Here is a 24,415-nt window from a genome sequence, read left to right as displayed (position 1 = left end):
GTTAGAACGAAAAAAACTCCGGCTGAACATGCTGCCGGAGCTACAAAGGACAAAAAAGCGTCAAAGAGATTGACAAAAAATTCTGTCCCTTGTAGACATGCATTTTACGGAAGCATGGTAGAAACGTTCAAGCCATATTCTTGAACCTATACAAGGAATGCTGTATTCGTTTGGAATATTAATAGAGATGGTAACAAGAAAACAAGGCTAGGTCAATTGCCTCGGGTAATGTTGTTTAATTCGTTTTTTTCTGATTTTTACTCCGGTTTTGCACTAAAAGGCTTAGGGAATAAGGACCGCTGCCAGTATGTTTTGACAAATTGATGTCTGCAATATATGAATAAAAGGTGAACAAACTGGAAATTGACCACTTGCGAGAGGATAATTCACTATAATGATAGTGAATACAAACGGAGGTGCACAAATGAATATCACAACAATTATTGAGCTTGAAAATCAGGAAGTAGAACAAATCACAGGAGCGAAGCTCGTGTTTTCCCAAGAACAGATTGACAGTCACATTGTGGAGACATGTGTGGAATGCTTCAAGTATGAAGGATCGGGAGACTGCCTTGATACAGAGAAAGCCATGCAGACGGTTTTTGAAAGCCTGAAGCAAAAGGGACTCATCCCGGCTGAAGTACAGGACTTTTCGTTTGAAATGCCTTCTTGTGAAAAACTAAAAAAACCTGAATATACAGAGGAAGATATGCCGCAAAAAGTTGTTCTATCTTTCACTCTTTAAGAAGCTCATTCACGGGCTTCTTTTTTTTGGCAGAATCCGGTGAAACTTTCATAAAACCGTGATTTTTCTCGGGGCGAAGAAGTTGATTTCTAATTTATAATGAAACTGTTGATTTGTAAACGCTTACATAGGAGGGAGGCAGCCATTGGGAACATCTGCGAGAATCACTATACTGACCGGGCATTATGGCAGCGGTAAAACCGAACTTGCAATCAATCTGGCTATAAATGCGAGAAAGAACGGTGAAAAGGTTGCGGTTTGCGATCTTGATATTGTGAATCCCTATTTCAGGAGCCGGGATGCTTCGGCATTGTTCCGGGAGCACTCCATTAAACTTGTTGCCCCTCCTGAAAGGCTGGCAACAGCAGATCTCCCCATCATTCCAGCTGAAATACTCGCGGTAGTCAAGGATGAGGAAAGCCGGGTCATCATTGACGCAGGGGGAGACAAGGAAGGGGCAGCTGTGCTCGGCCAATTCTTCCATGAATGGAAGGATGGCAGCCTGGAGGTCCTGTTCGTGTTAAATGCTAGCCGGCCATATGTGAGTACGCTTGACGGGGCACTATACACAGTCAGGCAGATCGAAAAGGCGTCAAGGCTTACAGTTACTGGCATTATCAATAACACGAATCTCGGTGCTTCTACCACCATAAAAGATATTCAAAAAGGCCAGGATCTTAGCATAATGTTGTCTCACAAACTCGGAAAACCGGTCAAGTACACTTTTCTGGAATCGAGTCTCCGAATCGAAGGATCCAACTTGGAAATGATGTCCAATAAAATGATGACCATGGACAGATATTTGAAGCTCCCATGGGAATAGAGGAGGAGAAAATATTGGAACAAAGAGTTCTCTTCACAGAAAGTCTTTGCAAGTCATGTGGACTATGTGTCAGTGTCTGCCCTGCTAATGTTATTTTTCTCTCAGATTATCTCAATGAAAAAGGATACAGGCCTGCAAGTGCCAAGAATCAGGAAAGCTGTATCAGCTGCGGGAAATGCGCGCGAATTTGCCCCGATTCTGCCATCAGTGTCTACAGGTCCGAAAAAATCAAGCATTCTGTATAGCTTTTACCTATGCACATTACATACGCAGAGGAGATGGAATCGTGGGGAAATTATTGATGAAAGGCAACGAGGTTATAGCAGAAGCAGCTGTTCATGCAGGCTGCAAATATTTTTTCGGCTATCCGATTACTCCACAGAGCGAGCTTGTCGCCTATATGGCCCGCCGGCTCCCTGAGGCTGGTGGTTTGTTCCTTCAGGCTGAAAGCGAAATTGCTGCCATCAATATGGTATATGGTGCAGCAGGGACCGGGGTCCGGGTCATGACCTCATCCTCAAGCCCGGGATTCAGCCTGAAGCAGGAAGGAATTTCCTATCTTGCCGGCGCGGAGCTTCCAGCGCTGATTGTCAACATCGCTAGAGGAGGCCCAGGTCTTGGAAATATTCAGCCTGCCCAGTCAGATTACTTTCAGGTTACAAAGGGCGGGGGCCATGGGGACTACAATATCCCTGTACTTGCGCCAGCCACACTTCAGGAAATCATTGACCTAATCAGAGAGGCGTTTGAAATTGCTGACCGTTACCGGACACCGGTCATATTGCTCGGGGACGGAATGCTTGGCCAGATGATGGAAGCTGTCGAGTTTCCGGAAAAGCCTGCTGTTAAGGAAACTCATAAAGAATGGACAACAACTGGCACAAGGGGAGACGGAGCACCAAGGGTCATCACTTCCCTCGATTTAAATGCTGAATCACTTGAACAGCGGAACGAACATTTACAGAGAAAGTTTGCAAGCATCAGGCAGAATGAAGCGCGTTTTGAAACGCTGTATTGTGAGGATGCTGACTATTTCGTTGTTGCCTACGGCACTGTTGCAAGGATTGCTGTGAACGCGGTAAAAAAAGCCAGGAAAGATGGGGTAAAGGCAGGATTGATCAGGCCGATTACGTTATGGCCTTTTCCATTACAGCCTTTCATTGACACGAGAGATAGGGCGAAAGGTTATCTTGCAGTAGAAATGAGCGCTGGGCAAATGGTTGATGACGTGCGGCTTAGTGTAAACGGCAGGGCTGCCGTGTCATTCTTCGGCCGAACAGGAGGAGTAGTTCCTACACAGGAGGAAATTTACGAACAGCTCATCATCACTGCGGGAGGAGGGGATGTCAATGAAAACGGTATTTGAAAAGACGTCGGGGCTCAAGGATACACCAACCCACTATTGCCCAGGGTGTACACATGGTATTATCCACAGGCTGGTTGCAGAGGTTCTGGAAGAAATGGATATTCTTGAGGACACGGTAGGTGTGGCTTCGGTGGGCTGCTCAGTTCTCTCTTATGATTATTTCAATTGCGATATGACTCAGGCTGCGCATGGGCGCGCGCCAGCTGTCGCTACCGGCATTAAACGTGTGCTTCCGGACCGATTTGTTTTTACGTATCAAGGAGACGGTGATCTCGCTTCAATAGGGATCGGGGAAGCAATTCATGCAGCGGCAAGGGGAGAAAATATAACCATTATCTTTGTGAATAATGCCATCTACGGAATGACGGGTGGACAAATGGCACCTACAACTCTGATCGGTCAAAAGACGGCAACAAGCCCGGACGGGAGAAATGCAGCTTTGCAAGGAATGCCCATCAAAGTGGCTGAACTGATGGCGACCCTTGATGGTGCGGCCCATATTGAGCGTGTTTCCGCGCATGATGTTCCGAATATCATAAAAGCAAAAAAGGCGATTCGAAAGGCTTTTGAGACACAAAAAGCAGGATTGGGCTTTTCACTCATAGAGGTTCTTTCCTCGTGCCCGACAAACTGGGGGCTTAGTCCTACAGAATCTCTGGAATGGATCAAGGAGAATATGCTGCCAATATTTCCGCTTGGAGTATATAAAAATTCTTCCGTTGGGGGGAAAGCATGATGGAAGAAATCATCATTGCCGGATTTGGCGGCCAGGGAGTCATGTCTATGGGCCAGCTGCTTGCATATGCCGGTATGGCAGAAGGCAAGTTCGTTTCCTGGCTGCCGTCGTATGGACCGGAGCAGAGGGGAGGAACAGCAAATTGCACAGTTGTGCTCAGTAAGGAGCCTATCGGTTCTCCGCTTGTTTCAAACCCTGCAACAGCCATCGTGATGAATGCTCCATCATTTGATAAATTTGAGCCAAAGGTTAAACCCGGCGGACTATTGATTGTCAATACATCAATGGCTGACAGAAAATCAATGCGGACAGATATTCATACGATTTATATTAAGGCAACCGACATGGCAGGCCGCCTCGGCAGCCCTAAATCGGCAAATATGGTGCTTCTCGGAGCATTGCTTGCATATTTGCCGATTGTGTCTGAGGAAGCCATCATTCAATCTCTGGAAAAAGTGCTTTCTCCGGGTAAACAGCATTTGCTGAAGCTGAATGAGGAAGCATTGAAGCTTGGAAAATCACATCTGATATCAAGTGAAACCGCCCGCAGTTAAATGCGGGCGGTTTTGTCAAGTATGAGAAGAAAAGCAGCTGACTGGCGCCAACGCCCAGTGGCTGTCGGTAGTCCTGCCCCTAATCAGCAAGCAGCTGCAGAATATCCTTGACTGCTGCTTGGAGAGAAGGGGCTTTTGCGTCCGCTGAAGTTTCTCCCTCCCCAATGAAGACGGTTTTGCATCCTGCTTTCTTTCCAGCTTCAATATCGCGCTCATGGTCTCCTGCCATAACGCTTGCGGATAAATCGATATCATGGCGCCGGGCGAGATCCAAAAGCATGCCGGGATTAGGTTTGCGGCACTCGCACCCAGCTTTCGGCTTGTGGGGACAGTAGGCAGCTTCACGGATTGCCCCTCCTTTTTCAAGAATGAGTTCCTCGAGTCTGCCATGAATTTTTTTCAAGTCTCTTTCCTTCATAAACCCAAGCCCCACTCCGCCTTGGTTGGTGACAATAAAAACATCAAACCCAGCTTTGGTCAACTCGGCTACCGCTTCTGCAGCCCCTTCAAGAAGGTAAAGGTCATCAGGCCGGTTTACAAATTTCACTCGTTCCGTGAGTACTTCATTCAGTACGCCATCCCTGTCCAAAAATACTGCCTTTTTCATTTCCTGCTCCACTCCTTTTTTACCGTCACTCCGGCAGCTCGAAAATCTTCAGTGCTTTTTGATGTCTTGAAACAAATTGGTTTCCTGTAATCCAAAACCGCCAAGGGTAATCCTTTGCTTCACCGGAGCTGTCTATGCCAATGCGCTTGCCCGATGATATCCTTTTTGGCTGGCAGCCCTCCGCTATGAATAGGGAAGGTTCCGTGAGCGGATGTCCGTAATCTTTCATAGTGATTCCCATCGCTTTCGTCAGTTTTCCCGGTCCGTTCGTCAACTGGATCGGGGAGTCGGCTTTGCGCCTTTGAAACATAAACTCAACCCCTGCAACAGGCTCAAGTGCCCGAATGAGGACGGCTTCCGGATTTCCTTGCCCGCCACTGACAACATTTACGAGGCAATGGGTATGCATTAAGTAGGTGTAGGCCATGCCTGACTCTTTGAACATCACCTCTGTTCTCGGTGTCCTGCGGTTGTTATAGCTATGCGCCGCTTTGTCCATAGGGCCAATATAGGCTTCAGTCTCCACAATGTATCCTGCCGTAATCCCGTCATCCGTTTCTTTGACTATCAATTTTCCCAGCAGTGTTTTCGCCAGTTCGAGGGTAGGCTGTTCGAAAAAAATTTGGGGAAGGGGCTTTGCATTGAAGATGGTTTCCTCTTTCATTGCTTCTCCTCATGTCTTTTTGTTATTGTATACCCATTTAGGCAAAGATATATTTGTTATAATGCAGGAAGAACAGTCAATCACCGTTAATAAATGGTATAATGAAACCGGAATTTATGTCTAGTTAAGGAGAGTTGTCCATAGATGTGGAAAAAGTGGATCTGGACTGCTATTGTGGCTGTCCTCGTCATCTTCCTCATCCCTTACAGCCTGCCGCTAATTTTCGCGTTTTTAACTGCGGCGCTGCTTGAAGGGATGGTACAGGGTCTTATTGATAAAGTACGTTTCAACAGACTGCAAGCCGTGCTGTCTGTTTTTGTGGGATATGTTCTGTTAATCGGTGTTATCGGCTATAATTTAATATCCATAACGGCACAGCAGGCTGTTTCCCTTTCTCAAAGAACCCCCACCTTTGTTAAGGACTTTTATAAATCAGTCATACTCCCCTTGATCGGAAAATGGGAGTTCTATTCCCAAAAGCTTCCCAAGGACGTGATATTGTCCATCGAAGGCACTCTGGAAAAGAATGTTAACGCACTTGATGCCTTTCTTCAGAGGGCATTGGAAGAGTTATTGAACCTTCTGACTTCAATTCCAGTCTTTCTGATTGAAATGCTTATTTATTTGATTGCCCTGTTTCTGATCAGCCTGGAGTGGCCACGGCTTAAAATGAAGCTTGAGCAGCATTTGAAGGAGCAGACAAGGCAGAAAGTATACCTTGTTACCAGGCAGCTCAGTAAGGCGGGGATGGGATTCATTAAAGCACAGGTCATCCTGAGCCTGATTACTTATATCATGGCATTTGCAGGCCTATCGATATTGAATGCCCCTTATGCAGGACTGCTTTCCGTTTTGATTGTGATTGTGGACATCCTGCCGATTCTTGGAACAGGTTCAGTTCTTGTCCCGTGGGCGGTTGTCGCCATACTGCAGGATAATCATTTTCTCGGGATTGGCCTGATTATTCTTTTCATTGTCATCACGGTTGTCAGAAGGGTAATCGAGCCTAAGATCTACTCCACGAATCTCGGTATTTCGCCGCTCGCTTCATTGATCAGCATGTATATTGGATTTAAGCTACTTGGAATTGCAGGGGTGCTGATTGGCCCGACCATTGTCATTGTTTATGACACGCTAAGGAAGGCAAATATTATCACAATGAAATTTAAAATTTGAGGCTGCAATTTTCCTCAAGGAGATAGTCCAAAGTGGTAAAGAATTCCAGTTTAATCAAAAGCCGCACTCTTGTGAGTGCGGCTTTTTAAGTCGCGGGAAACAACTTTTTTACTATGAGGTGTAAATACTTATATAGACTTAAACTTTTCCCGCGGAAGCTTAAGGATAAATTCGGTACCTTTATGAATGTTACTATGTGTTTCCATTGTCCCGCCCATTTCCTGGATGATTTTAAAAACAACCACCATGCCAAGGCCAGTCCCTTTATCATGTTTGGTAGAGAAATAGGGCTCTCCCAATCTTGCAACCTGGCTTGGCGTCATCCCAATCCCGGTATCCTTAATGTGAACCGAAGCATATGATCCTGACTTGAATGATTCTATCGATAGGTTACCTCCATTGGGCATCGCCTCAATGCAGTTTTTAAGGATATTCAGCAGGCACTGCTGAAATTTGGTCGCCTCTCCGCTGACGAAGAGATCGTCTTCAAGCAAGGTCTGAATTTTTACTGAAAAATTGTTAGCGTATGGCTCCAGTAAATCAAGCAGCTTAACTATTTCCGATTTTATCGATATTGCCGAAAGGCTGTCTGTCTTTGGCTTGGAAAACATCAGGTACTCTTTAATGATACTTTCTGCCCGGTCAAGCTCATCAATCGCGGTATCGAGGTAGAATTCTTTTTTTCTGCCATCAAGGGAAGGTTCCTTTAACATTTGCAGGAACCCCCTTGTTACCGTTAGTGGGTTGCGTACCTCATGGCTTAGGCTTGCTGCAAGCTGCGAGACCATCTCGGATTTCTCGGACTTGAGAACAGCGGAGCGAAGAAGTTCGTTCTGGCGTACCAGCTCGATTAAATAAATGATAATCATAATGCCAGCAAGCAGAGTGACTATATATATCCCTACAAAATTCCAATTAGAAGGCTGGTCTGCCAGCCAGTTCTTCAAGAAGAAAACTGAAAAAGAATAAAGTACAGCCAGACCTGCGGCCAAGGCAAGCTTTCGCCGCAGGTTTTGTGAGCGGTATGTATTTGAGAGCAGGGAAACGAGAAGAGTAATGCCGAACATACAGACGAAGGTTACCCAAAAACCATGCCCTCCATATGGAAGCCGGGCAAGAAGGACAATGATAAACAAACAGTAGCTTGCAGCCGGTCCACCATACAATCCTCCGAGGACAACAGGGATCAGCCTTAAGTCGAAGATGAATTGATTCGTTTCCCTGTACGAAAAGGTGATACAGAATATAACCTGGAGCCCTGATATGCCGATGATCAGGATTTTGTAATGGCGCATAAGGATATGGCTCAACCGGTCAATTACAAAAAGCTGGCAGGCAAGGGCAGAAAATAAGATAAACAGCAGGTTGAACAGCAAATCCTTAAATAGGCCCATTATTTTCCTCATTCTCTCTTTTGTGGTACTCCTATTGTATAACGGACAAAATTCTCTGTTCAATGTTATGCCACAAGAAAATATTCGACTAATTCTGACAAATAACGCACAATTATTAAAAAATTACCCAGTACCCTATACCAAATGTACTAGTTACCACTATATTCTATTGTTAATCACTTGTCTTCAGATTAAACTTATTATTAATAAAGAAAGTATTTTGCAAGGGAAAATCGGCCATCAAAATTTAGATGATGGAAAGTGATTGAGATTTCAGGAGCGTTTGCTCTGATTCTTCATCAGAGCAGGAATCTGGACGGAGTGGATATTTGGCAATGGAAAAATATAAGAGGATGTTGTTCTACAAAATTAAAGAGAAGATGACGCAATGGTTTGAAGATTCGCGGGATAGGATTCCGAATGAAGAAGTACACGCTTTCCTACATTCAGTAAAAGGAACAGCAGGTACAATTGGTCTTGGAGGATTGCTCCATGTATCATCACTATTGCTTAAAATGAGCGAAGAACGTGCGAATCTGTACTGGGACCGCCAGGAACTAAAAGATTTTCTATATGATATGGTGAGCCTGACGTATCAATTTGAACATTTTCAAGAGGAAGTACCTGGTAAAGAGAGGTACGGCCCGGGAGAAAATGCACCCCTTATCCAAATCATTGACAAGGATGTTTCCATGCTTGTCCTCCTAAAAGAAGAAATGGAAGAAAAAGGGTGGATGGTTATCGCGAGTACCAAACTGGAAAAAGCCGTTGAGAGCTATTATGACCATTTGCCGGATTGTTTAATAGCGGATATCCATCTGCCTGTTAAACAAGGGTTTCAACTGCTTGAAGAGTTTCAGCTGAATTCCAACAAACGTTTTATCCCAACAATCATGATTAGTTCCGAAAATTGTTCTGAGCTTCGAAAGAAGGCATACACGCTGGGGGCGGATGACTTCATCGAAAAACCATTCGATTTTGAGGAGTTTTTTATAAGGGTAGAACGCCAGCTTCAGCGAAAAAAACTTTTTGACCAGTCAGTGCTCAAGGATGAACTGACAAAGGTGTATAATAGAAGATTCTTTGATGAAACGCTTGAGCGGCAAATTAAGGAACGCAAACGTACAGGAAACCCTTTCGCACTAGCAATGCTTGATATCGACCACTTCAAACACGTGAACGATACCTATGGCCATGCAGCCGGCGACCGTGTATTGGCGGAGTTTTCAGGTTTCCTGAAAAAAAGTGTAAGAAGCACGGATATGGTTTTTAGATACGGAGGGGAGGAATTTGCGATCCTGTTTCCAAGGACATCAGGATCTGTCGCAGCTTCAATCCTCACGCGGCTTTTGGAGGAGTATTCATCGAAACAGTTTCAGGAAAATGGGGAAACCTTTAAGATTACTTTTTCGGCGGGCGTCTATATGGCAGACGGCGTTTCAGATGACAGCCAGGGAATTTTGAATTCTGCCGATCAGGCATTATATACAGCCAAGAAGAACGGACGGGCAAGGGTGGAGTGTGTCCACGTTGTTCATCCTGAGCAAAAGAAAAAGCTGTATGTGTCAGTAATTGATGACGACGCCATCATCAGGGCCATCCTGACAAAAATACTTGAAAATATGGAGTTTTCCGAGCTTGAACTGAATGTGGATTCGTTTGAGGATGGCCAGGCATTCCTTAACTCCGGGAAACTGCAGGAAGCCGGAAAACATTTTTTAATTCTTGATGGAATTATGCCTGTCATGGATGGCATTGAAGTTCTCCAAAAAGTGAAAAGGATGGAAGTTTCAAAACATGTACATGTCCTGATGCTGACTGGGAGAAAAAGCGAGAGTGATATCTCGCGGGCACTGCAGTTGGGCGCAGATGATTACGTTACAAAACCGTTCAGCATAAAAGAACTTGAGGCACGGATACAAAGGCTGATTAAAAGGATGTTTTAACATGGTAGGAAATGAGATTGTCTTTTTGGGCGGGCTTGCCGCTTTTTTGCTGTCTGTTTTATTGCTGCTCCTCTTGTATCTGGTTGTGAGAAAGGCGGTTGAAAACCGGAGGAGGGCCAGGATTGAAAAATATAAAGGAAGCATCGAGCCTATTTTATTCCAGTATGTAATGGATGGCAATCTCCCGAACGGCCTGGATTTGAAAACAAATGATGGAAGGGCGGCAAGCGAGGAACTGCTTGTCCATTACTCGGGAATTTTGGAGGGGGAGGAAGAGAAAGCAAATATCAGTAGCTTTGCCGAACTCTATCTTGCTTCTCACTACCGGGAAAAGTTAAGGGATCGGAAATGGTCTCAGCGGCTGAATGCCCTTTACCATATAGAAGATTTTCATCTTTCTGGATTGGAAGATGACATTTTGGAATATTTGCGCAGGAGGAAATTGACAAGGGATGAACAGGTTCAATGCTTGAATATACTCGCGTCCCTTCAATACGCTGATTTATCTGAATTGCTGATGACACATTACAGCAATTTTTCGTGCCTGGAATACAGGAACATGTTTTCAAGGCTTGATCAAAGCCTATTCGCAAAATTCGTGGAGAATTTCTTAGTTTTTCCGAATGAAGTGCAGCTAGCAATTCTTGATATTATAAGCTTCAGGAAAGAAATAAGCTATCTTGGTTTTTGTGAAAATATATTTGAAGCCTCGAGGGGAGAGGCCAGGCTGAGAGCCTTGAAAGCAGTTGCTTCCATTGGCTATGTCAGTTCTTCAGAAAACTATCTGCCCTTGCTGCAATCGGCTGACTGGCAGGAAAGGATGCTCGCTGCAAGGCTGATTGGCATCCTGCAGGAACAGAAGGGCCTCAATCAGCTGACTGACCTTCTTCATGACCGGGTCTGGTGGGTCCGTTCCCAGGCTGGCCAGTCAATCATGATGTTCCGCGAAGGAGCGTCTGTTTTATCAAGAGTCATGGAAGAAACAGATGATGCGTTTGCACGGGATATGGCATGGGAGTGCCTGAATCGGAGGCTGTTCAATTATGGGTGAGTTTATGTTACAGGCAGGACGTTATTTTTCCTGGTTTATTGTTGTTTATATGGCTGTTGTCATTATCTTTTACTCCATTGTCATGCTGTTTTCAGTCATTCAGCTCAGAAGGGAATATAAACTAGACAGAAAAAGGACTTATGAGGATTATTTGGAGGATATTTATACAAAGCCTGTATCGATCATTGTACCAGCCTTTAACGAAGAAGCGGGGATTATCCAGAGCGTCCGTTCCCTGCTTAGCATCAATTATTCAACCTTTGAGATTGTGGTGGTAAATGACGGATCGACCGACAGTACTCTTGAAAAAATGGTAGATCAATATGAAATGCGGGAAATACAGAAGGTCATCCGGAAGCAGGTAGATTCAAAGCCTGTCAAAAAGGTATATCAATCTGCCAGGCTTCCTCACCTGTTTCTGATAGACAAAGAAAATGGCGGGAAGGCTGATGCTCTTAATGCTGGGTTGAACTTTTCCAACTACCCTTATGTCTGCTCGCTTGATGGTGACTCAGTACTTGAACGTGACGCTTTTGTAAAAGTGATGAAACCAATCATTGATTCGAATGAGGAAGTCATTGCATCCGGGGGGAGCATCAGGATAGCGAACGGATGTAAAATTAAGGACGGAAATATCATTTCTATCGGCCTTTCAGACAACCCGCTGGTAATTATGCAGGTCATTGAGTATTTGCGGGCTTTCCTCATGGGAAGAATCGGACTAAGCAGGCATAACCTGCTTTTAATTATTTCAGGTGCATTTGGCGTTTTTTCAAAGTACTGGGTGATTGAAGCGGGCGGATATAAAACAGATACAGTCGGGGAGGATATGGAGCTTGTTGTCCGTATCCACAGGCTTATCAGGGATAGGGGAGTCAAAAAAAGTATCGTTTACGTTCCGGATCCTGTCTGTTGGACAGAGGTTCCGGATAGCATTAAATTCCTCGGAAGGCAGAGACGAAGATGGCACAGAGGCTTATTCGAGAGCCTATGGGCTCATCGAAGGCTGACTTTTAACTATAAGTATGGCTCGATTGGGCTTATTTCTTTTCCATACTTTTGGATTGTAGAGTTTTTTGGGCCGATTGTTGAACTCCTTGGATACTTGTATGTCCTGGTATCAATCTTCCTTGGCGGCATTTATCTTGAGTTTGCTATCTTGATTTTTTTGCTGTCATGCTTATATGGTTCCCTTTTCTCTGCCCTGGCCATTCTGCTTGAGGAATGGAGCTTAAGGAAGTATCCGACAATTAAGGATTTAGCAAAGCTGTTCCTCTACTCCCTCACAGAAACCATCTGGTATAGGCCGATGACCGTTTTTTGGCGCTGCCAGGGAATATGGCAGATGGTTAGAAGAGATAGAAGCTGGGGCGAAATGAAAAGAAAAGGTGTGTCTCAATGAAAAATTTGTATGACAGGCCCAAGTGGATTGTCTGGGCGTTTGTCCTTTTGTTCCTGATCGCCATCACGAGCCCTTTTTGGCTATGGCAACTGAAGGCTTCCAGCAAGCTCGATGTATTGATTTTTGATAAAACCGTCCCGGATCGCTCATATCGAGAACATAAGGGACTGACATGGATACTGAACAATGAAAAATATGTAAAGACGGATGGTTCGTCTTATTCTGCCGCTAACGACTATATCGGATTTAAGCCAGAAAAGAATAGCGGCTACAGGGTAGACGAACTGACTGGCAGCCTGGCGGAATATGACCTGTTTTATTTTGCCGACCAGTATGGTGTATACAAGGAAGAGTATGAGGGACAGAACCCAAAAGGAGAAAGGTCTGAATTACTATACGGCGGGCTTAAGCAAAAAGATGTGGAAAAGGTCCAAGCTGCCCTTAACAAAGGAGGAAAAACAATTATCTCCGAATTCAATACATTTGGAAGTCCCACAGCAGAGACTGTCCGGAATGGGATTTCCAACATTCATAATATTGACTGGAGCGGTTGGAACGGCCGATTTTTCCAGGATTTAGGCAGCAGGGAAGTGCCCTTGTGGATCAAAGACCAATATACGAAGGAAAGCGGAAAGTGGAACTTTACAGGAGCCGGCTTTATTTTTGTCAACCAGGATGATTATATTGCCGTTGTTTCGGATCAGGAGCTTTCCGATAAAGATGGTGCAAGCTTCAGTCTGACGAAACCCGGAGATAAATTTTTTCGCGAAAGCTACTTGTCACAGTACCAATACTGGTTTGATATTGTTTCTGCACGGAACGAAGAAGAAGTGCTTGCTACATATCGCCTTCCTCTCAATCAGAAGGGAAAGGAGAAACTGGCGGGGTATGGAATTCCGGAGAGCTTCCCTGCAGTCATCCGCCACCATAATGCGCGTTACTCTGCCTATTATTTTGCAGGAGATTATGCGGATGAAGCAGAGGTTCCCGGCCTCTACCAAACGAAGGGCCTCACGGACTGGAAAAGGAATTTTTCAGCTAAAAATTCTTTTTATTGGAACACATATGTCCCGATGATGAAAGAAATTCTTAATAAAGGCATGCATGGAAAGGTTAAGAGCAGTTCTGCCGAAGTGTCGAATCGAAATGGTATTTCCTATAATGGCAGGACGGATAAAAACAAGATACAGGTTTTGAAAGATGGAAAATGGCAGGATATCACAATCAAGGGTGTCAATATGGGGATAGGGAAGCCAGGGTACTTCCCCGGTGAAACTGCCATCACGAAAGATGAGTATTTACGCTGGCTGAAGGCAATCGGAGCAATGAATGCAAACTCCCTCAGAATCTATACATTGCATCCGCCAGAATTTTATGAGGCTTTTTACGAGTATAATCAGACGGCCGAACACCCCCTCTATTTATTCCATGGCGCCTGGGTAAATGAAGAAATGCTGGTGGAAGCCGAGGATGCCTATTCAGAGGGAACTCAGGCTGACTTCAAGAGGGAAATTCGGCAAATGATCGATATTATCCATGGCAATGCTGAAATTGCCCCAGTTCGCGGGCATGCGTCGGGGAAGTATGCTCATGACATTTCACAGTACGTCCTTGGATTTATTATCGGGATTGAATGGGATCCCGAAGTAGTAAGCAACACTGATATGCTTCATAAGGGAATGAGGCCATATAAAGGAGAATATTTTATGGCCACAGAGCAGGCATCCCCCTTTGAGAGCTGGATCACGGAAATGATGGATTACACAGCCGCCTACGAGACCAAACAATACAATTGGCAGCACACAATGAGTTTTACCAATTGGGTGACAACGGACTTGCTGGAGCACCCAAATGAACCACTTGAAAAAGAAGATTTAGCCACAGTAAATCCTAATCACATTAAAAATACCAGTCAATTTGGTGCAGGGCTGTTTGCATCATACCATGTGTACCCTTATTACCCTGATTCACTTCATTATGAGAAGAAGTATACTGATTATATGGATAAAGAAGGGAAAAAGAATCATTATGCCGGTTATTTGCACGACTTAATCTCTGCGCACCGCATGCCGCTCGTGGTAGCTGAGTTTGGCGTCCCTGCCTCAAGGGGGATGACACACGAAAATCATTCAGGCATGAACCAGGGAAACTTGTCGGAGGATGAGCAGGGAAGGATTAATGTGAAGCTATTCAAGTCAATCCTGTCCGAAGGCGGTGCCGGAGGAATGGTGTTTACATGGCAGGATGAGTGGTTTAAAAGGACCTGGAATACAATGGATTATGATAATCCAGACCGGAGGCCATATTGGCCAAATGTGCAGACAAACGAGCAGAACTTTGGGCTCTTAAGCTTCGAACCTGGCAGGAGGGGCTCGGAACTGCGGGTTGATGGCAACCGTGAAGATTGGGATAAAAAGAAGGCAAAGCCAGCCTTTAAATCAAAAAAGGGCTTTGTTAAAGACGTCTACTTTACTTCTGATGAAGGCTATCTGTATTATATGCTCGAATTGAATGAACCGGCAGACTGGGATACAGACCATCTTTATCTCCTGATGGATATAGCCGATGAGCAGGGGCAGCATCACTTTGAACTGGAAAAAGGAGTGCAAGCCTCTACCGATTTGGGAATAGACTTCAAGCTTGAACTCACAGGGAATCAAACATCGAGATTAATGGTGGACAGCTATTATGATCCTTTTTATTTCCAATATGGAAATATACTGAAAATGATTCCAGAAAAGGAGTATGCGCGAAAAAAAGGCAATGGGATATTCCATCCTATCAAGCTCGCGCTGAATAAAGCAGTATATTTGCCAAAGAACAAAGAGACTTTGCCATTTCAGTCTTATGAAACTGGCAGGATGAGGTTTGGAAATGCCAATCCATCAAGCCCCCAATTCGATTCCCTTGCGGATATATGCCTTAGCAAAGACAAGCGTTTGATAGAAGGCCGTATTCCGTGGCAGCTCCTGAATGTCAAGGATCCCAGCACAAAGGAAATCATGGGGGATCTTTGGAAGAAAGGGCTGCAGGGGAGCGAAAAAACAGAGGGAATCAACATGGAAATTGCAGCTGTACGGGATGGGAAACTTTCAGAAACCATCCCGGTGGAGAATGAAATGAAAACCGAGAAGGGTGGGCCCTTATATTATACATGGGATGAATGGGAGCAGCCGACAACCCATGAGAGACTTAAAAAGTCGTATGTTTATATGAAAAAAGCATACGGAGAGCCTTTCGTCCAGGAGGGGAAAAGTGAATAACATTTTATTGGCCGAGGATGAAGAAATATTAAGGATGCTGATTACGGATATTTTCGAAGACGAAGATTATGTTATCGATGAGGCGGAAGATGGGCAAGAAGCGCTCCACCTCTCAGAGAGCAATAAGTATGATTTAATCATATTGGATTATATGATGCCCTGCTATACAGGGGCAGAGGTGGCGGAGGCTATAAAAAAAGACGGACAAAACAAGGATGCTGCCATCCTGATGCTCTCTGCCAAAAGCCAGCAATCGGAAAAGGAAGGCGCTCTCAAGTCCGGGGTAGATTATTTTATGGAAAAACCATTCAGCCCTGTTGAACTGCTTAAGAAAGTCAGAGAGATACTAGGCAATGATTAGGAAATTTATAAAGAAGAGTCTTGCGAGACAGTTTCTTTTCCTGATGGGCTGTTTTATGTTTGTTTTTCTTTGCCTTGCCGGTATCCTTCTCGCAACGCTGGATCAGTTAAATGAATCATATATAGAGCGCAACCATGTACTGGAGCAAAAGGAAACTCTTGCAGCAGGCATTGATAAAAACTTCAGCCAGGTTTTTTTGAACATAAGGGGCTATATTGCTTTTGGCAATCCAGAGTTAAAAAGTGAAGCATTAGCCCTGGAACCAGAAATCCGTGAGCAAATCCGCCAGTTTAAAGTAATTGCGACAGAGAAAGAGGATAAGGGCTTTGCAGATGAAACGGAAGAATTCATTGATTATTATTTCATCCATACATTGCCGGGTGTCATCGAAAACTATGAAAACAAAAATATGACAGCTGTCGTAGATAAAGCAAACAATGAAGCAACAGAAAGGCTTTCAGGTTTTCAAAAAACGCTTGACCGCTATCTAGCCAGCAACGACGAAGAGCTTAGCCAGAGTTTTAATAGCCTTACAAAAATGGAAACGTTTATACAAGTTGGATTTGTCATCTTCCTGCTGGTATCTTTGCTTGTCCTTCAGCGCGTGATTCGCATTATGCTGAGCCAGGTTGGCCAGCCGCTAGCCGAATTGGCTGCAGCAGCAAATGAGACAGCGATGGGCCGTGAAGCGGCTATTCAGGCCACAAACGGCAGGGAAGATGAAATTGGCATCCTGTCGACTTCCTTTCACCGTATGCTGGCCAGTATCCAAGAGAAAGAAAATGACTTGGTTGCGCATAATGAAGAACTTTTTGCCCAGCAGGAAGAGCTTCAAGCACAACAGGCAGAACTCGAAGAGACTTTGAGAACATTGAAGGAAAGCCAGCTTGCTTTAAAAGGCAGGAACCAGCTGATCCATCATATTTCTAACACGTTTGACAAACAAAAAGTGCTTCAGAGTGCAGTGATTCATATGGCTCAGGTCATCCAGGCAGACAGTGGGATCATCAGTCTGGTTGGAGAAGGTTCTTATGCTGCCTATAGTCTTTCGAAAGAAGGAATAGAACAGTTTCAGGAAAACTTTCGCCAGAGAGGTTTTATGGCCAGGCTTGAGACAGAACAGCGCCCTTTTTTGGTCAAACGGGAAGCTGGAGCAAAGGAGAATGGCGTCCACCTTGTCCATGACGTGTATATTCCAATCTATTTAACAGGCGGAGGTCTTTATGCTGTCATGGTGTTCAGCCGCTTCAGCGGTTCCTTTGAAGAGAGGCAGCTGGAAGAGTATGCAGCGCTTGCGAAAAATATTGGCAATAGCCTCGATAAAGTCAGTCTTTATCAGAAAACAGAGGAAGAGAGACAACTTAACCAGGAAATTATTAATTCCGTCCAGGAAGGTTTACAGCTGATCAGCACAACAGGAAGAATGCTTCAGATCAACAGGGCGCTTTGCGAAGCTTTTTCCTGTGAAGATAAATTGCCACAGATTCCTGGCTGTTCTTGGGGGCAATGGACCAGTTATATAAGGAAAAGAATAGAAGATGGGGACTCCTTCATTGAGTACCTTGAAAAAGTACTGAACGGCGGCTCTAGTGAACAAAGTTTTATATACAGAATGCTCGACAGCAGGCAGATTTATAAAGTTTACAGTGAGGAATTATACCGGGGAAAAGAAAAGTACGGAATCATCCTGGTACACCGAAACATCACGCGGGAATATGAAGTCAACCAAATGAAATCCGAGTTTGTCAGCACTGTCAGCCATGAACTGAGGACGCCGTTAGCGAGCATATTTGGGTTCACAGAACTTTTGCTCCATAGGGACCTGAAACCAGAAAGGCAGAAAAAGTATGTGAAAACCATATACAAGGAAACCCAGAGGCTTACTTCGCTGATCAATGACTTTCTTGATGTGCAGAAAATGGAATCGGGGAAACAAAATTATGAGAAACGGTATTTTGATGTCCTGCCTTTGATTGAAAAAATTATCAGCCTGCAGAGAGTGAACGCGCCAAGCCATCGAATCGCCCTTGAATCACAGGACGGAGAAGGAATCATTTATGGGGACAAGCGGAAACTGGAACAGGCATTTAGCAATATCATCAGCAATGCGATTAAATATTCTCCCGGAGGCGGGCAAATTGATCTAAACGCAAAAAGGGATGGAGACAAGCTTGTAGTTTCCATCAAAGACGAAGGGCTTGGTATACCGGAAGAGTCTATCGACAGACTGTTCAATAAATTTTACCGTGTGGATAACTCAGATAGAAGAAAAATAGGCGGGACCGGGCTCGGCCTTTCGATTGTCCAGGAAATCGTTAAGGCGCATTACGGGGAAGTTACGGTAGAGTCGCAATATCGGAAAGGCAGCACATTTACGGTAAGTCTCCCTTCTGTACCTGGACATGAAACAGTGAGGGAAGAAGGGACTGGACAGGGACACAGGATACTAGTCGTGGAGGATGATCAGAGTCTGGCGGAATTGATGGTTGACGAATTGAAAGACAGCGGATTCCGTGTTTCCTGGTACAGGACTGGCTCCGAAGCGATGGTGGCAATTGGGAATGATGCCCCTGACGCCATTGTTCTTGATATCGTGCTTGAAGATGGGGAAAGCGATGGCTGGGAGCTTTTAAAGGTTTTGAAAAGCCAAGAGGGAACGAAACATTTACCTATCGTCATCTCGACAGCCCTTGATGAAAAAGAAAGAGGCTTTTCGCTTGGAGCCAACGATTATTTAATTAAGCCTTATCAGGCGAGTGAATTATCCAAAGCCATTTTGCAAACCTTGCTGAAAATCGGCAAGCAGGGGCAAATCCTTATACGCGATAAATAAACAGCAGGGGCGGACAAAAGATGTCCGCCCTATTTTACTTTATGAGGCAAACATGAAAAAGGGCTGAATGAAATATAATACAGTAAAAACAAAGGAACAAGAGTAAAGATTTGTGTTCTCGTGTAAAAAATCAAATTCCAACTTGACTGATAGGAATACATGTAATATAGTTATTTTTAAATAAAAAGGGGGGGTAACATTGACAACTGGTTTAGTAATTGTGAACATTGCCATCATGCTTTTAATTATTATTGGTTTATATACGATGCAAAAAAAACATGTGTCATTTTCAAAGCGGGTGTTTTTGGCGCTCGGAATAGGGATTATTTTTGGATTTGCCCTGCAGTACATTTACGGGCCGTCCTCCAGCGTGACGGCCAAGTCAGCTGACTGGTTCAGCCTTGTTGGAACAGGATACGTTAAATTCCTGCAAATGATCGTTATGCCGCTTGTTTTCATTTCTATTTTAACGGCTTTCACTAAGCTAAAATTAACAAGCAATATTGGAAAAATCAGCACATTGATCCTCGGCATCCTTATTGCAACGACAGCAGTTGCAGCCAGTATCGGTATTGCTACGGCAATAGGCTTTGATCTTGAAGCAGTACAGGTACATCAGGGTGATGCAGAAACTGCAAGAGCGGGAGAACTTGAACAAAAATATGGAGAAATGCTTGAAGGGCGTACGCTACCACAGCAAATACTTGAATTTCTTCCAGCTAATCCGTTTCTTGACTTGACCGGTGCCCGTCCAACCTCAACCATTTCGGTAGTAATCTTCGCAGCTTTTATCGGCATTGCCTATCTTGGAGTACGCCGAAAAGCACCGGAACAGGCTGAACTTTTCTCGAAAATCGTGGATGCTTTTTATGCCATCATCATGAGAATTGTAACCTTGATCCTTCGTCTGACTCCATATGGTGTGCTGGCGATTATGACAAATACGGTGGCGATGAGCAATGTTGACGCCATCTTGAAGCTTGGAAAGTTCGTACTCGCTTCGTATGCGGCTCTAGCTGTCATGTTTATCATCCATCTTTTGCTTTTGGCAGCAGCTGGCTTGAATCCAATCGTATATGTGAAAAAGGCATTTCCAGTCCTTACCTTTGCGTTTACCTCGCGCACAAGTGCCGGCGCTCTTCCGCTTAATATAAAAACACAAAGGTCCCTTGGAGTTTCGGAAGGAATCGCCAACTTTGCGGGTTCTTTCGGGCTTTCAATCGGACAGAATGGATGTGCGGGAATTTATCCGGCCATGCTTGCGGTGATGATTGCACCGTCTGTGGGAATTGATCCCCTCAGTCCATCTTTTATATTCAGTGTGATTGGCATCGTGGCAATCAGTTCCTTCGGTGTTGCCGGTGTCGGAGGAGGGGCGACGTTTGCAGCCCTCCTCGTACTGTCCGCCTTGAACCTTCCGGTGGGCCTTGCGGGACTCCTGATTTCGGTTGAACCGCTTATCGATATGGGGCGGACAGCAGTCAATGTCAGCGGCTCCATGACTGCCGGCATCCTGACAAGCAGGATAACCAAAGATATTGATTCATCTGCATACAATGACGCAGATTTAAAGATTGAAGTTGAAGCTTAAGAAATGGGTCGTTCTCCTTGTGGAGGCGCCCATTTCTTAAGCGGTTATCTACTAAATGGATTAGAGCATAACAGGAAAAACCCCCTCATGGCTACACAGCATGAGGGGGTTTTTAAATGCTGAGAAACTCACTCACATTGCTTAGTGCGGCAGGAAGGCGAGCTGGTAAAAGAACAAAACGGCAAAGATGTATAGAAGCGGATGTACTTCGCGCCAGCTTCCCTTGACCACTTTAAGAAGCGGGTAGGATATAAATCCTAACGCAATACCTGTTGAGATACTCGATGTCAGCGGCATGCTCAGAATAATCAAAAATGCGGGGAATGCTTCATCAAGCTCATCCCACTGAATTTGCGAAATGCTTCCCATCATCAAGCTGCCAACAATGATCAGAGCCGGAGCGGTTATGGCGGAAAGCCCTGATACGGCACTGACAAGAGGGCCAAAGAAAGCAGACAGGATAAACAGGATAGCAACAGTCAGAGCAGTCAGCCCTGTCCGCCCGCCAGCAGCGACACCTGATGTTGATTCAATATAGGCTGTTGTAGGGCTTGTTCCGAACATGGCACCGACAGCAGTACCGATTGAATCAGAAAGAAGGGCTTCTCTTGCGCGTGGCATTTTGTTTCCCTTCATCAGCCCAGCCTGATTGGCTACACCGATCATCGTTCCGGTTGTATCAAAAATCGTGACAAGAATAAAAGAAAATACAACAGCATAAAGGCTGTGACCAATCACATCACCAAAAGCGGTAATAGGGTTTGCAACAATGAGGCCGTCAGGAAGCGACGGAAATGACATAAATCCTTTGTCAAACGAAAGATTACCTGTGAAGAAAGCGATGACACCAGTGATGACCATTCCGAAAAACAATGCTCCATTTACGCGGAGTACCATCATGACAAGCGTAACGGCAAGACCGATCAAGGCAAGGACCACTGAGGAGGAGTGCAAATCTCCAAGGCCAACAAGATTTGTCGGGTGGTCAGTGATGATGTTTGTCAGCCTGAGACCGATGAAAGCAATAAAAAGTCCAATTCCTGCCGTGATACCATGCTTAAGGTTTGGTGGAATGGCCTCGATCAATTTTTCACGGAAAGGAGTCAGGGAAAGAATGACAAAAATAATTCCCGCTACAAACACTGCAGCAAAAGCTGTTTCGTAATTTATATTGTGATGGCTGCCAACGACTGAGTAGGCAAAATATGCATTCAGTCCCATCCCAGGAGCGATTGCAATGGGGTAGTTTGCAAATAAAGCCATCCACAGCGTCCCGACCGCAGCTGCAATGATTGTCGCAGTGAATACCTGGTCAAAAGGTACTCCAGCATCAGCCAGGATAACCGGGTTTACTACAACGATATAAACCATTGTGAAAAAAGTAGTAATACCAGCGATAAGTTCAGTTTTAACATTAGTATGGTTTTCCTTAAGTTTAAACATAGAAGACCTCCGTAAATACGAACGATTTTTTGACGCAAGTATAATATTATTCGTTTATAGAGAATTTTTCAAGAGGAAGTTTCGTCTTTTATCTGTGCCTATTTTGTGAATTTAAGTATCACGGTGAAGGGCAGCGATTTTTTCATCGTTACAGCTTCGTCACAGATTCCGGCATGTAATTAAAAAATGAAACATAATGCTCTTCAGACTCGGCATTTCCTCCTGTATCCGGAGCAGTTCCGCTTCCAGGTATGATTCCCCAGCTGAATGAACAGTATGAAAAACCGAGTGGACTGGCCCGGCTTTTCATGCATAAGAATAAAGTCATGTAGGGAGAATAACAATACATGATTGTAAAGGAGAGAATAGAATTGGATGCAAAAAGAGTAAAACAAATCATTTCCTCCCCGGCTGAAATTGATGTGACATATAATGGGGCTGCAGTCTGGATTGACCAGCTGAATGAAGACGGAAGGACTGCCACAGTACATCTCAGAGGACCGATGGAAGAACGGACAGTAGTGGAGATACACGAATTGCGGGAAGATTGAATAGGGAAAATAAAAACCGGCCAATCAGGCCGGTCATTTTATTTATAGGAAAATATTGAGTATATAGTAACAAAGCGCTGCGACTAATGCTGAAATTGGAAGAGTAATGACCCAAGTAATAAGCATTCGCTGGGCAGTTCCCCATTTCACGCCTTTCACCCGGTGTGATGCTCCCACACCAAGGATAGAGGAGGAAATAACATGCGTCGTACTGACAGGCAAATGGATGAAGGTTGCGCCAAAGATAACCATGGCACCAGTCAAATCAGCAGCCACACCATTAACCGGGCGGATCTTCATGATTTTACCTCCGACGGTTTTAATGATCTTCCAACCACCGATAGATGTTCCGAGACCCATTGCAAGCGCACACGATAACTGTACCCAGTGCTGAATATCCGGCGATGTTTGGTAGCCGTTCGCAATCATTGCCATTGTGATAATACCCATCGCTTTTTGGGCATCGTTTGTACCATGTGTAAATGCCTGAAGTGCTGCAGTACCCACCTGAAAGAAACGGAAGTTCCTGTTTGTTTTCGCAAGGTTATTATTCTTAAAAACAACCTTGAAAATACTGTATATAATATAACCGGCAACAAAGGCGATTATTGGAGAAAGAATTAACGCCTCCAGGATTTTAAGAAAGCCGGAATAATTTAAAGACTCGAACCCAGCTGCAGCGATCGCTGCCCCTGCAATTGCCCCAATAATGGCATGTGACGAACTACTCGGGATTCCATAATACCAAGTAAGAAGATTCCAGAATATAGCCGCAATAAGGGCTGCAAGAATAACAATTTGACCATTATGAAGCGTGAAAGGGTCAACGATATCTTTGGAAATTGTTTTGGCTACCCCTGTAAAGGTCAATGCGCCGACGAAGTTCATTGTTGCCGCCAGGATGATCGCATGCCGAGGTTTAAGGGCTTTTGTTGAAACGGAAGTTGCAATCGCGTTGGCCGTATCATGGAACCCGTTGATAAAATCAAACGCCAGAGCTGCGATGACTATTAATACTGTGACGAAAAAAACCGTATCCATATTCAGGCTCCTTATGCGTTTTTCATGACAATGCTCTCAAGCGTGTTTGCCACGTCTTGGCAGCTATCAGCGATTTCTTCTAGACCTTCATAGATCTCTTTAAACTGGATGATGCGGATTGGATCTTTTTCTACTGAGAATAAATGCTTAATGGACTGGCGAAGGATGCCGTCGCATTTTGATTCGTAATCCTTGATCTTAATAGCATGGTCCCTGATTAAAGGAAGCTTCTTTGTTGTGAGAAGCTGTACAGCCTGTTCTATTTCGACAGATGAGGATTTGAGCGCTTCGACAAACTGGCGCATGTAGTCATCTGCCTGGGTAATGGAATATACTTCGAACAGGTTTGAACAATGATCCATACCGTCAAGAACATCATCCATGCTCATTGACAGGGCGAGGATATCTTCACGCTCGATTGGAGTGATGAAAGCATTGTTTAACTCCATGATTACTTCATGGATATAGTTGTCACCTTTTGTTTCATAATCCTTCATTTTCTCTGTGAAGACTTTAAGGTCACTCACATTGTTCAATTTGTAATCCGCAAAAAAGTCAGCACTTTCCTTTAAGTTACTGGCAATGTCGGATAACAATACTGCGAATTTATCCTTCTTTTTGAAAACCATTTCTTTACCCCATTTCTATCCAAGTTACAAATGACCGAGCGAGATTAATTTTAACGAATTTTTGTCGAAATATGAAGGTTAAGGTTAAAAAATTTACAAAATCTTAACATAGAACGATTGTTATTATTCAGATGATTTGTTCTATTGGTTCTGTTCTACATTTATCCTCTGACCGGTTTAATAAACCGCCCCTTTTTTTTTGCGAATCCAGTTGAAAACATATTCAGTGGTGGTTTAGG

General features: G+C 44.4%; 21 protein-coding genes and 1 riboswitch. Of the genes, 15 read left to right on the top strand and 6 right to left on the bottom strand.

Annotated features, from left to right (window positions below; translation table 11 throughout):
* Positions 1 to 72: 72 nt before the first annotated feature.
* Positions 73 to 174: riboswitch (purine riboswitch) on the bottom strand.
* Between the two features lie 250 nt (positions 175 to 424).
* The 6 genes from D1970_RS12500 (at position 425) to D1970_RS12475 (ending at position 4,224) form a co-directional block, all read left to right on the top strand.
* Positions 425 to 745 (top strand): hypothetical protein, encoded by a 321-nt coding sequence (locus D1970_RS12500; protein WP_119113199.1) that lies wholly within the window; start codon positions 425 to 427, stop codon positions 743 to 745.
* 145 nt (positions 746 to 890) lie between these two features.
* A complete protein-coding gene (locus D1970_RS12495; protein WP_181213302.1) occupies positions 891 to 1,568 on the top strand; it encodes a nucleotide-binding protein in 678 nt (225 codons plus the stop codon).
* Between the two features lie 14 nt (positions 1,569 to 1,582).
* Entirely contained in the window at positions 1,583 to 1,813 is a 231-nt protein-coding gene (locus D1970_RS12490) for a 4Fe-4S dicluster domain-containing protein (protein ID WP_246370111.1), read from the top strand.
* 41 nt (positions 1,814 to 1,854) lie between these two features.
* Positions 1,855 to 2,934 (top strand): 3-methyl-2-oxobutanoate dehydrogenase subunit VorB, encoded by a 1,080-nt coding sequence (locus tag D1970_RS12485; protein ID WP_119113196.1) that lies wholly within the window; start codon positions 1,855 to 1,857, stop codon positions 2,932 to 2,934.
* Positions 2,918 to 3,670, top strand: coding sequence for a thiamine pyrophosphate-dependent enzyme (locus D1970_RS12480; protein ID WP_119113195.1), 753 nt, complete (start codon positions 2,918 to 2,920; stop codon positions 3,668 to 3,670). The genes D1970_RS12485 and D1970_RS12480 overlap by 17 nt, the downstream gene beginning before the upstream one ends.
* A complete protein-coding gene (locus D1970_RS12475) occupies positions 3,667 to 4,224 on the top strand; it encodes a 2-oxoacid:ferredoxin oxidoreductase subunit gamma family protein (protein WP_119113194.1) in 558 nt (185 codons plus the stop codon). The genes D1970_RS12480 and D1970_RS12475 overlap by 4 nt, the downstream gene beginning before the upstream one ends.
* A 79-nt stretch (positions 4,225 to 4,303) precedes the next feature.
* Here D1970_RS12475 and D1970_RS12470 read toward each other — a convergent pair whose 3' ends face one another.
* Complete coding sequence (locus tag D1970_RS12470) at positions 4,304 to 4,831, bottom strand: D-glycero-alpha-D-manno-heptose-1,7-bisphosphate 7-phosphatase (protein WP_119113193.1); 528 nt, start codon at positions 4,829 to 4,831, stop codon at positions 4,304 to 4,306.
* 25 nt (positions 4,832 to 4,856) lie between these two features.
* Positions 4,857 to 5,495, bottom strand: a complete 639-nt coding sequence (locus D1970_RS12465) for a DNA-3-methyladenine glycosylase (RefSeq protein WP_119113192.1) — start codon at positions 5,493 to 5,495, stop codon at positions 4,857 to 4,859.
* A 144-nt stretch (positions 5,496 to 5,639) separates the two neighbouring features.
* On the opposite strand from D1970_RS12465, the gene ytvI reads away from it, so the two are divergent.
* Entirely contained in the window at positions 5,640 to 6,671 is a 1,032-nt protein-coding gene (gene ytvI, locus D1970_RS12460) for a sporulation integral membrane protein YtvI (RefSeq protein WP_119113191.1), read from the top strand.
* Positions 6,672 to 6,799: 128 nt separating this feature from the next.
* On the opposite strand, the gene D1970_RS12455 is transcribed toward ytvI, so the two are convergent.
* Positions 6,800 to 8,065 carry an ATP-binding protein gene (locus tag D1970_RS12455; RefSeq protein ID WP_181213301.1) on the bottom strand — a complete coding sequence of 422 codons (1,266 nt, stop codon included), beginning with the start codon at positions 8,063 to 8,065 and terminating at the stop codon, positions 6,800 to 6,802.
* Between the two features lie 335 nt (positions 8,066 to 8,400).
* Here D1970_RS12455 and D1970_RS12450 point away from each other — a divergent pair, with 335 nt between their 5' ends.
* The 7 genes from D1970_RS12450 (at position 8,401) to D1970_RS12420 (ending at position 20,512) form a co-directional block, all read left to right on the top strand.
* Positions 8,401 to 10,011 carry a GGDEF domain-containing response regulator gene (locus D1970_RS12450; protein WP_119113222.1) on the top strand — a complete coding sequence of 537 codons (1,611 nt, stop codon included), beginning with the start codon at positions 8,401 to 8,403 and terminating at the stop codon, positions 10,009 to 10,011.
* 1 nt (position 10,012) lies between these two features.
* The gene (locus D1970_RS12445; protein WP_119113189.1) at positions 10,013 to 11,062 is read left to right on the top strand and encodes a HEAT repeat domain-containing protein; all 1,050 of its coding nucleotides are present in this window, start codon (positions 10,013 to 10,015) and stop codon (positions 11,060 to 11,062) included.
* Positions 11,055 to 12,464 carry a glycosyltransferase family 2 protein gene (locus tag D1970_RS12440; protein ID WP_246370109.1) on the top strand — a complete coding sequence of 470 codons (1,410 nt, stop codon included), beginning with the start codon at positions 11,055 to 11,057 and terminating at the stop codon, positions 12,462 to 12,464. Before D1970_RS12445 ends, D1970_RS12440 begins: the two co-directional genes overlap by 8 nt.
* Positions 12,461 to 15,727, top strand: coding sequence for a hypothetical protein (locus D1970_RS12435; RefSeq protein ID WP_119113188.1), 3,267 nt, complete (start codon positions 12,461 to 12,463; stop codon positions 15,725 to 15,727). Before D1970_RS12440 ends, D1970_RS12435 begins: the two co-directional genes overlap by 4 nt.
* Positions 15,720 to 16,088: a response regulator transcription factor gene (locus D1970_RS12430; protein WP_119113187.1), complete on the top strand. Its 369-nt coding sequence runs from the start codon at positions 15,720 to 15,722 to the stop codon at positions 16,086 to 16,088. The genes D1970_RS12435 and D1970_RS12430 overlap by 8 nt, the downstream gene beginning before the upstream one ends.
* On the top strand, positions 16,081 to 18,921 hold the full coding sequence (locus D1970_RS12425; RefSeq protein WP_119113186.1) for an ATP-binding protein: 2,841 nt from the start codon (positions 16,081 to 16,083) through the stop codon (positions 18,919 to 18,921). Before D1970_RS12430 ends, D1970_RS12425 begins: the two co-directional genes overlap by 8 nt.
* Positions 18,922 to 19,156: 235 nt before the next feature.
* Positions 19,157 to 20,512 carry an L-cystine transporter gene (locus D1970_RS12420; protein WP_181213321.1) on the top strand — a complete coding sequence of 452 codons (1,356 nt, stop codon included), beginning with the start codon at positions 19,157 to 19,159 and terminating at the stop codon, positions 20,510 to 20,512.
* A 141-nt stretch (positions 20,513 to 20,653) separates the two neighbouring features.
* Here the strand turns inward: D1970_RS12420 and D1970_RS12415 are convergent, their stop codons facing one another.
* On the bottom strand, positions 20,654 to 21,955 hold the full coding sequence (locus D1970_RS12415; RefSeq protein WP_119113184.1) for an NCS2 family permease: 1,302 nt from the start codon (positions 21,953 to 21,955) through the stop codon (positions 20,654 to 20,656).
* 371 nt (positions 21,956 to 22,326) lie between these two features.
* Between D1970_RS12415 and D1970_RS12405 the strand changes: the two genes are divergently transcribed.
* The gene (locus tag D1970_RS12405) at positions 22,327 to 22,506 is read left to right on the top strand and encodes an H-type small acid-soluble spore protein (RefSeq protein ID WP_119113182.1); all 180 of its coding nucleotides are present in this window, start codon (positions 22,327 to 22,329) and stop codon (positions 22,504 to 22,506) included.
* A 42-nt stretch (positions 22,507 to 22,548) separates the two neighbouring features.
* Here D1970_RS12405 and D1970_RS12400 read toward each other — a convergent pair whose 3' ends face one another.
* Together D1970_RS12400 and D1970_RS12395 are read right to left on the bottom strand one after the other, a co-directional pair.
* Positions 22,549 to 23,547, bottom strand: coding sequence for an inorganic phosphate transporter (locus D1970_RS12400; protein ID WP_119113181.1), 999 nt, complete (start codon positions 23,545 to 23,547; stop codon positions 22,549 to 22,551).
* An 11-nt stretch (positions 23,548 to 23,558) separates the two neighbouring features.
* Positions 23,559 to 24,176, bottom strand: coding sequence for a DUF47 domain-containing protein (locus D1970_RS12395; RefSeq protein ID WP_119113180.1), 618 nt, complete (start codon positions 24,174 to 24,176; stop codon positions 23,559 to 23,561).
* Positions 24,177 to 24,415: the final 239 nt, after the last annotated feature.

The organism is Mesobacillus zeae (assembly GCF_003570705.1).
GTDB lineage: Bacteria > Bacillota > Bacilli > Bacillales > Cytobacillaceae > Mesobacillus_C > Mesobacillus_C zeae.
Note: the sequence above shows the minus strand (reverse complement) of the source record. Positions and strands in the feature narration are given on the sequence as shown.

Bases quoted from the DNA above. Each gene is read 5' to 3' on its own strand.
- D1970_RS12500 (WP_119113199.1), top strand. From the start codon at position 425: ATGAATATCACAACAATTATTGAGCTTGAAAATCAGGAAGTAGAACAA.
- D1970_RS12480 (WP_119113195.1), top strand. From the start codon at position 2,918: ATGAAAACGGTATTTGAAAAGACGTCGGGGCTCAAGGATACACCAACC.
- D1970_RS12475 (WP_119113194.1), top strand. From the start codon at position 3,667: ATGATGGAAGAAATCATCATTGCCGGATTTGGCGGCCAGGGAGTCATG.
- D1970_RS12470 (WP_119113193.1), bottom strand. From the start codon at position 4,831: ATGAAAAAGGCAGTATTTTTGGACAGGGATGGCGTACTGAATGAAGTA.
- D1970_RS12465 (WP_119113192.1), bottom strand. From the start codon at position 5,495: ATGAAAGAGGAAACCATCTTCAATGCAAAGCCCCTTCCCCAAATTTTT.
- ytvI (WP_119113191.1), top strand. From the start codon at position 5,640: ATGTGGAAAAAGTGGATCTGGACTGCTATTGTGGCTGTCCTCGTCATC.
- D1970_RS12455 (WP_181213301.1), bottom strand. From the start codon at position 8,065: ATGGGCCTATTTAAGGATTTGCTGTTCAACCTGCTGTTTATCTTATTT.
- D1970_RS12450 (WP_119113222.1), top strand. From the start codon at position 8,401: ATGGAAAAATATAAGAGGATGTTGTTCTACAAAATTAAAGAGAAGATG.
- D1970_RS12445 (WP_119113189.1), top strand. From the start codon at position 10,013: ATGGTAGGAAATGAGATTGTCTTTTTGGGCGGGCTTGCCGCTTTTTTG.
- D1970_RS12440 (WP_246370109.1), top strand. From the start codon at position 11,055: ATGGGTGAGTTTATGTTACAGGCAGGACGTTATTTTTCCTGGTTTATT.
- D1970_RS12435 (WP_119113188.1), top strand. From the start codon at position 12,461: ATGAAAAATTTGTATGACAGGCCCAAGTGGATTGTCTGGGCGTTTGTC.
- D1970_RS12425 (WP_119113186.1), top strand. From the start codon at position 16,081: ATGATTAGGAAATTTATAAAGAAGAGTCTTGCGAGACAGTTTCTTTTC.
- D1970_RS12420 (WP_181213321.1), top strand. From the start codon at position 19,157: ATGCTTTTAATTATTATTGGTTTATATACGATGCAAAAAAAACATGTG.
- D1970_RS12415 (WP_119113184.1), bottom strand. From the start codon at position 21,955: ATGTTTAAACTTAAGGAAAACCATACTAATGTTAAAACTGAACTTATC.
- D1970_RS12400 (WP_119113181.1), bottom strand. From the start codon at position 23,547: ATGGATACGGTTTTTTTCGTCACAGTATTAATAGTCATCGCAGCTCTG.
- D1970_RS12395 (WP_119113180.1), bottom strand. From the start codon at position 24,176: ATGGTTTTCAAAAAGAAGGATAAATTCGCAGTATTGTTATCCGACATT.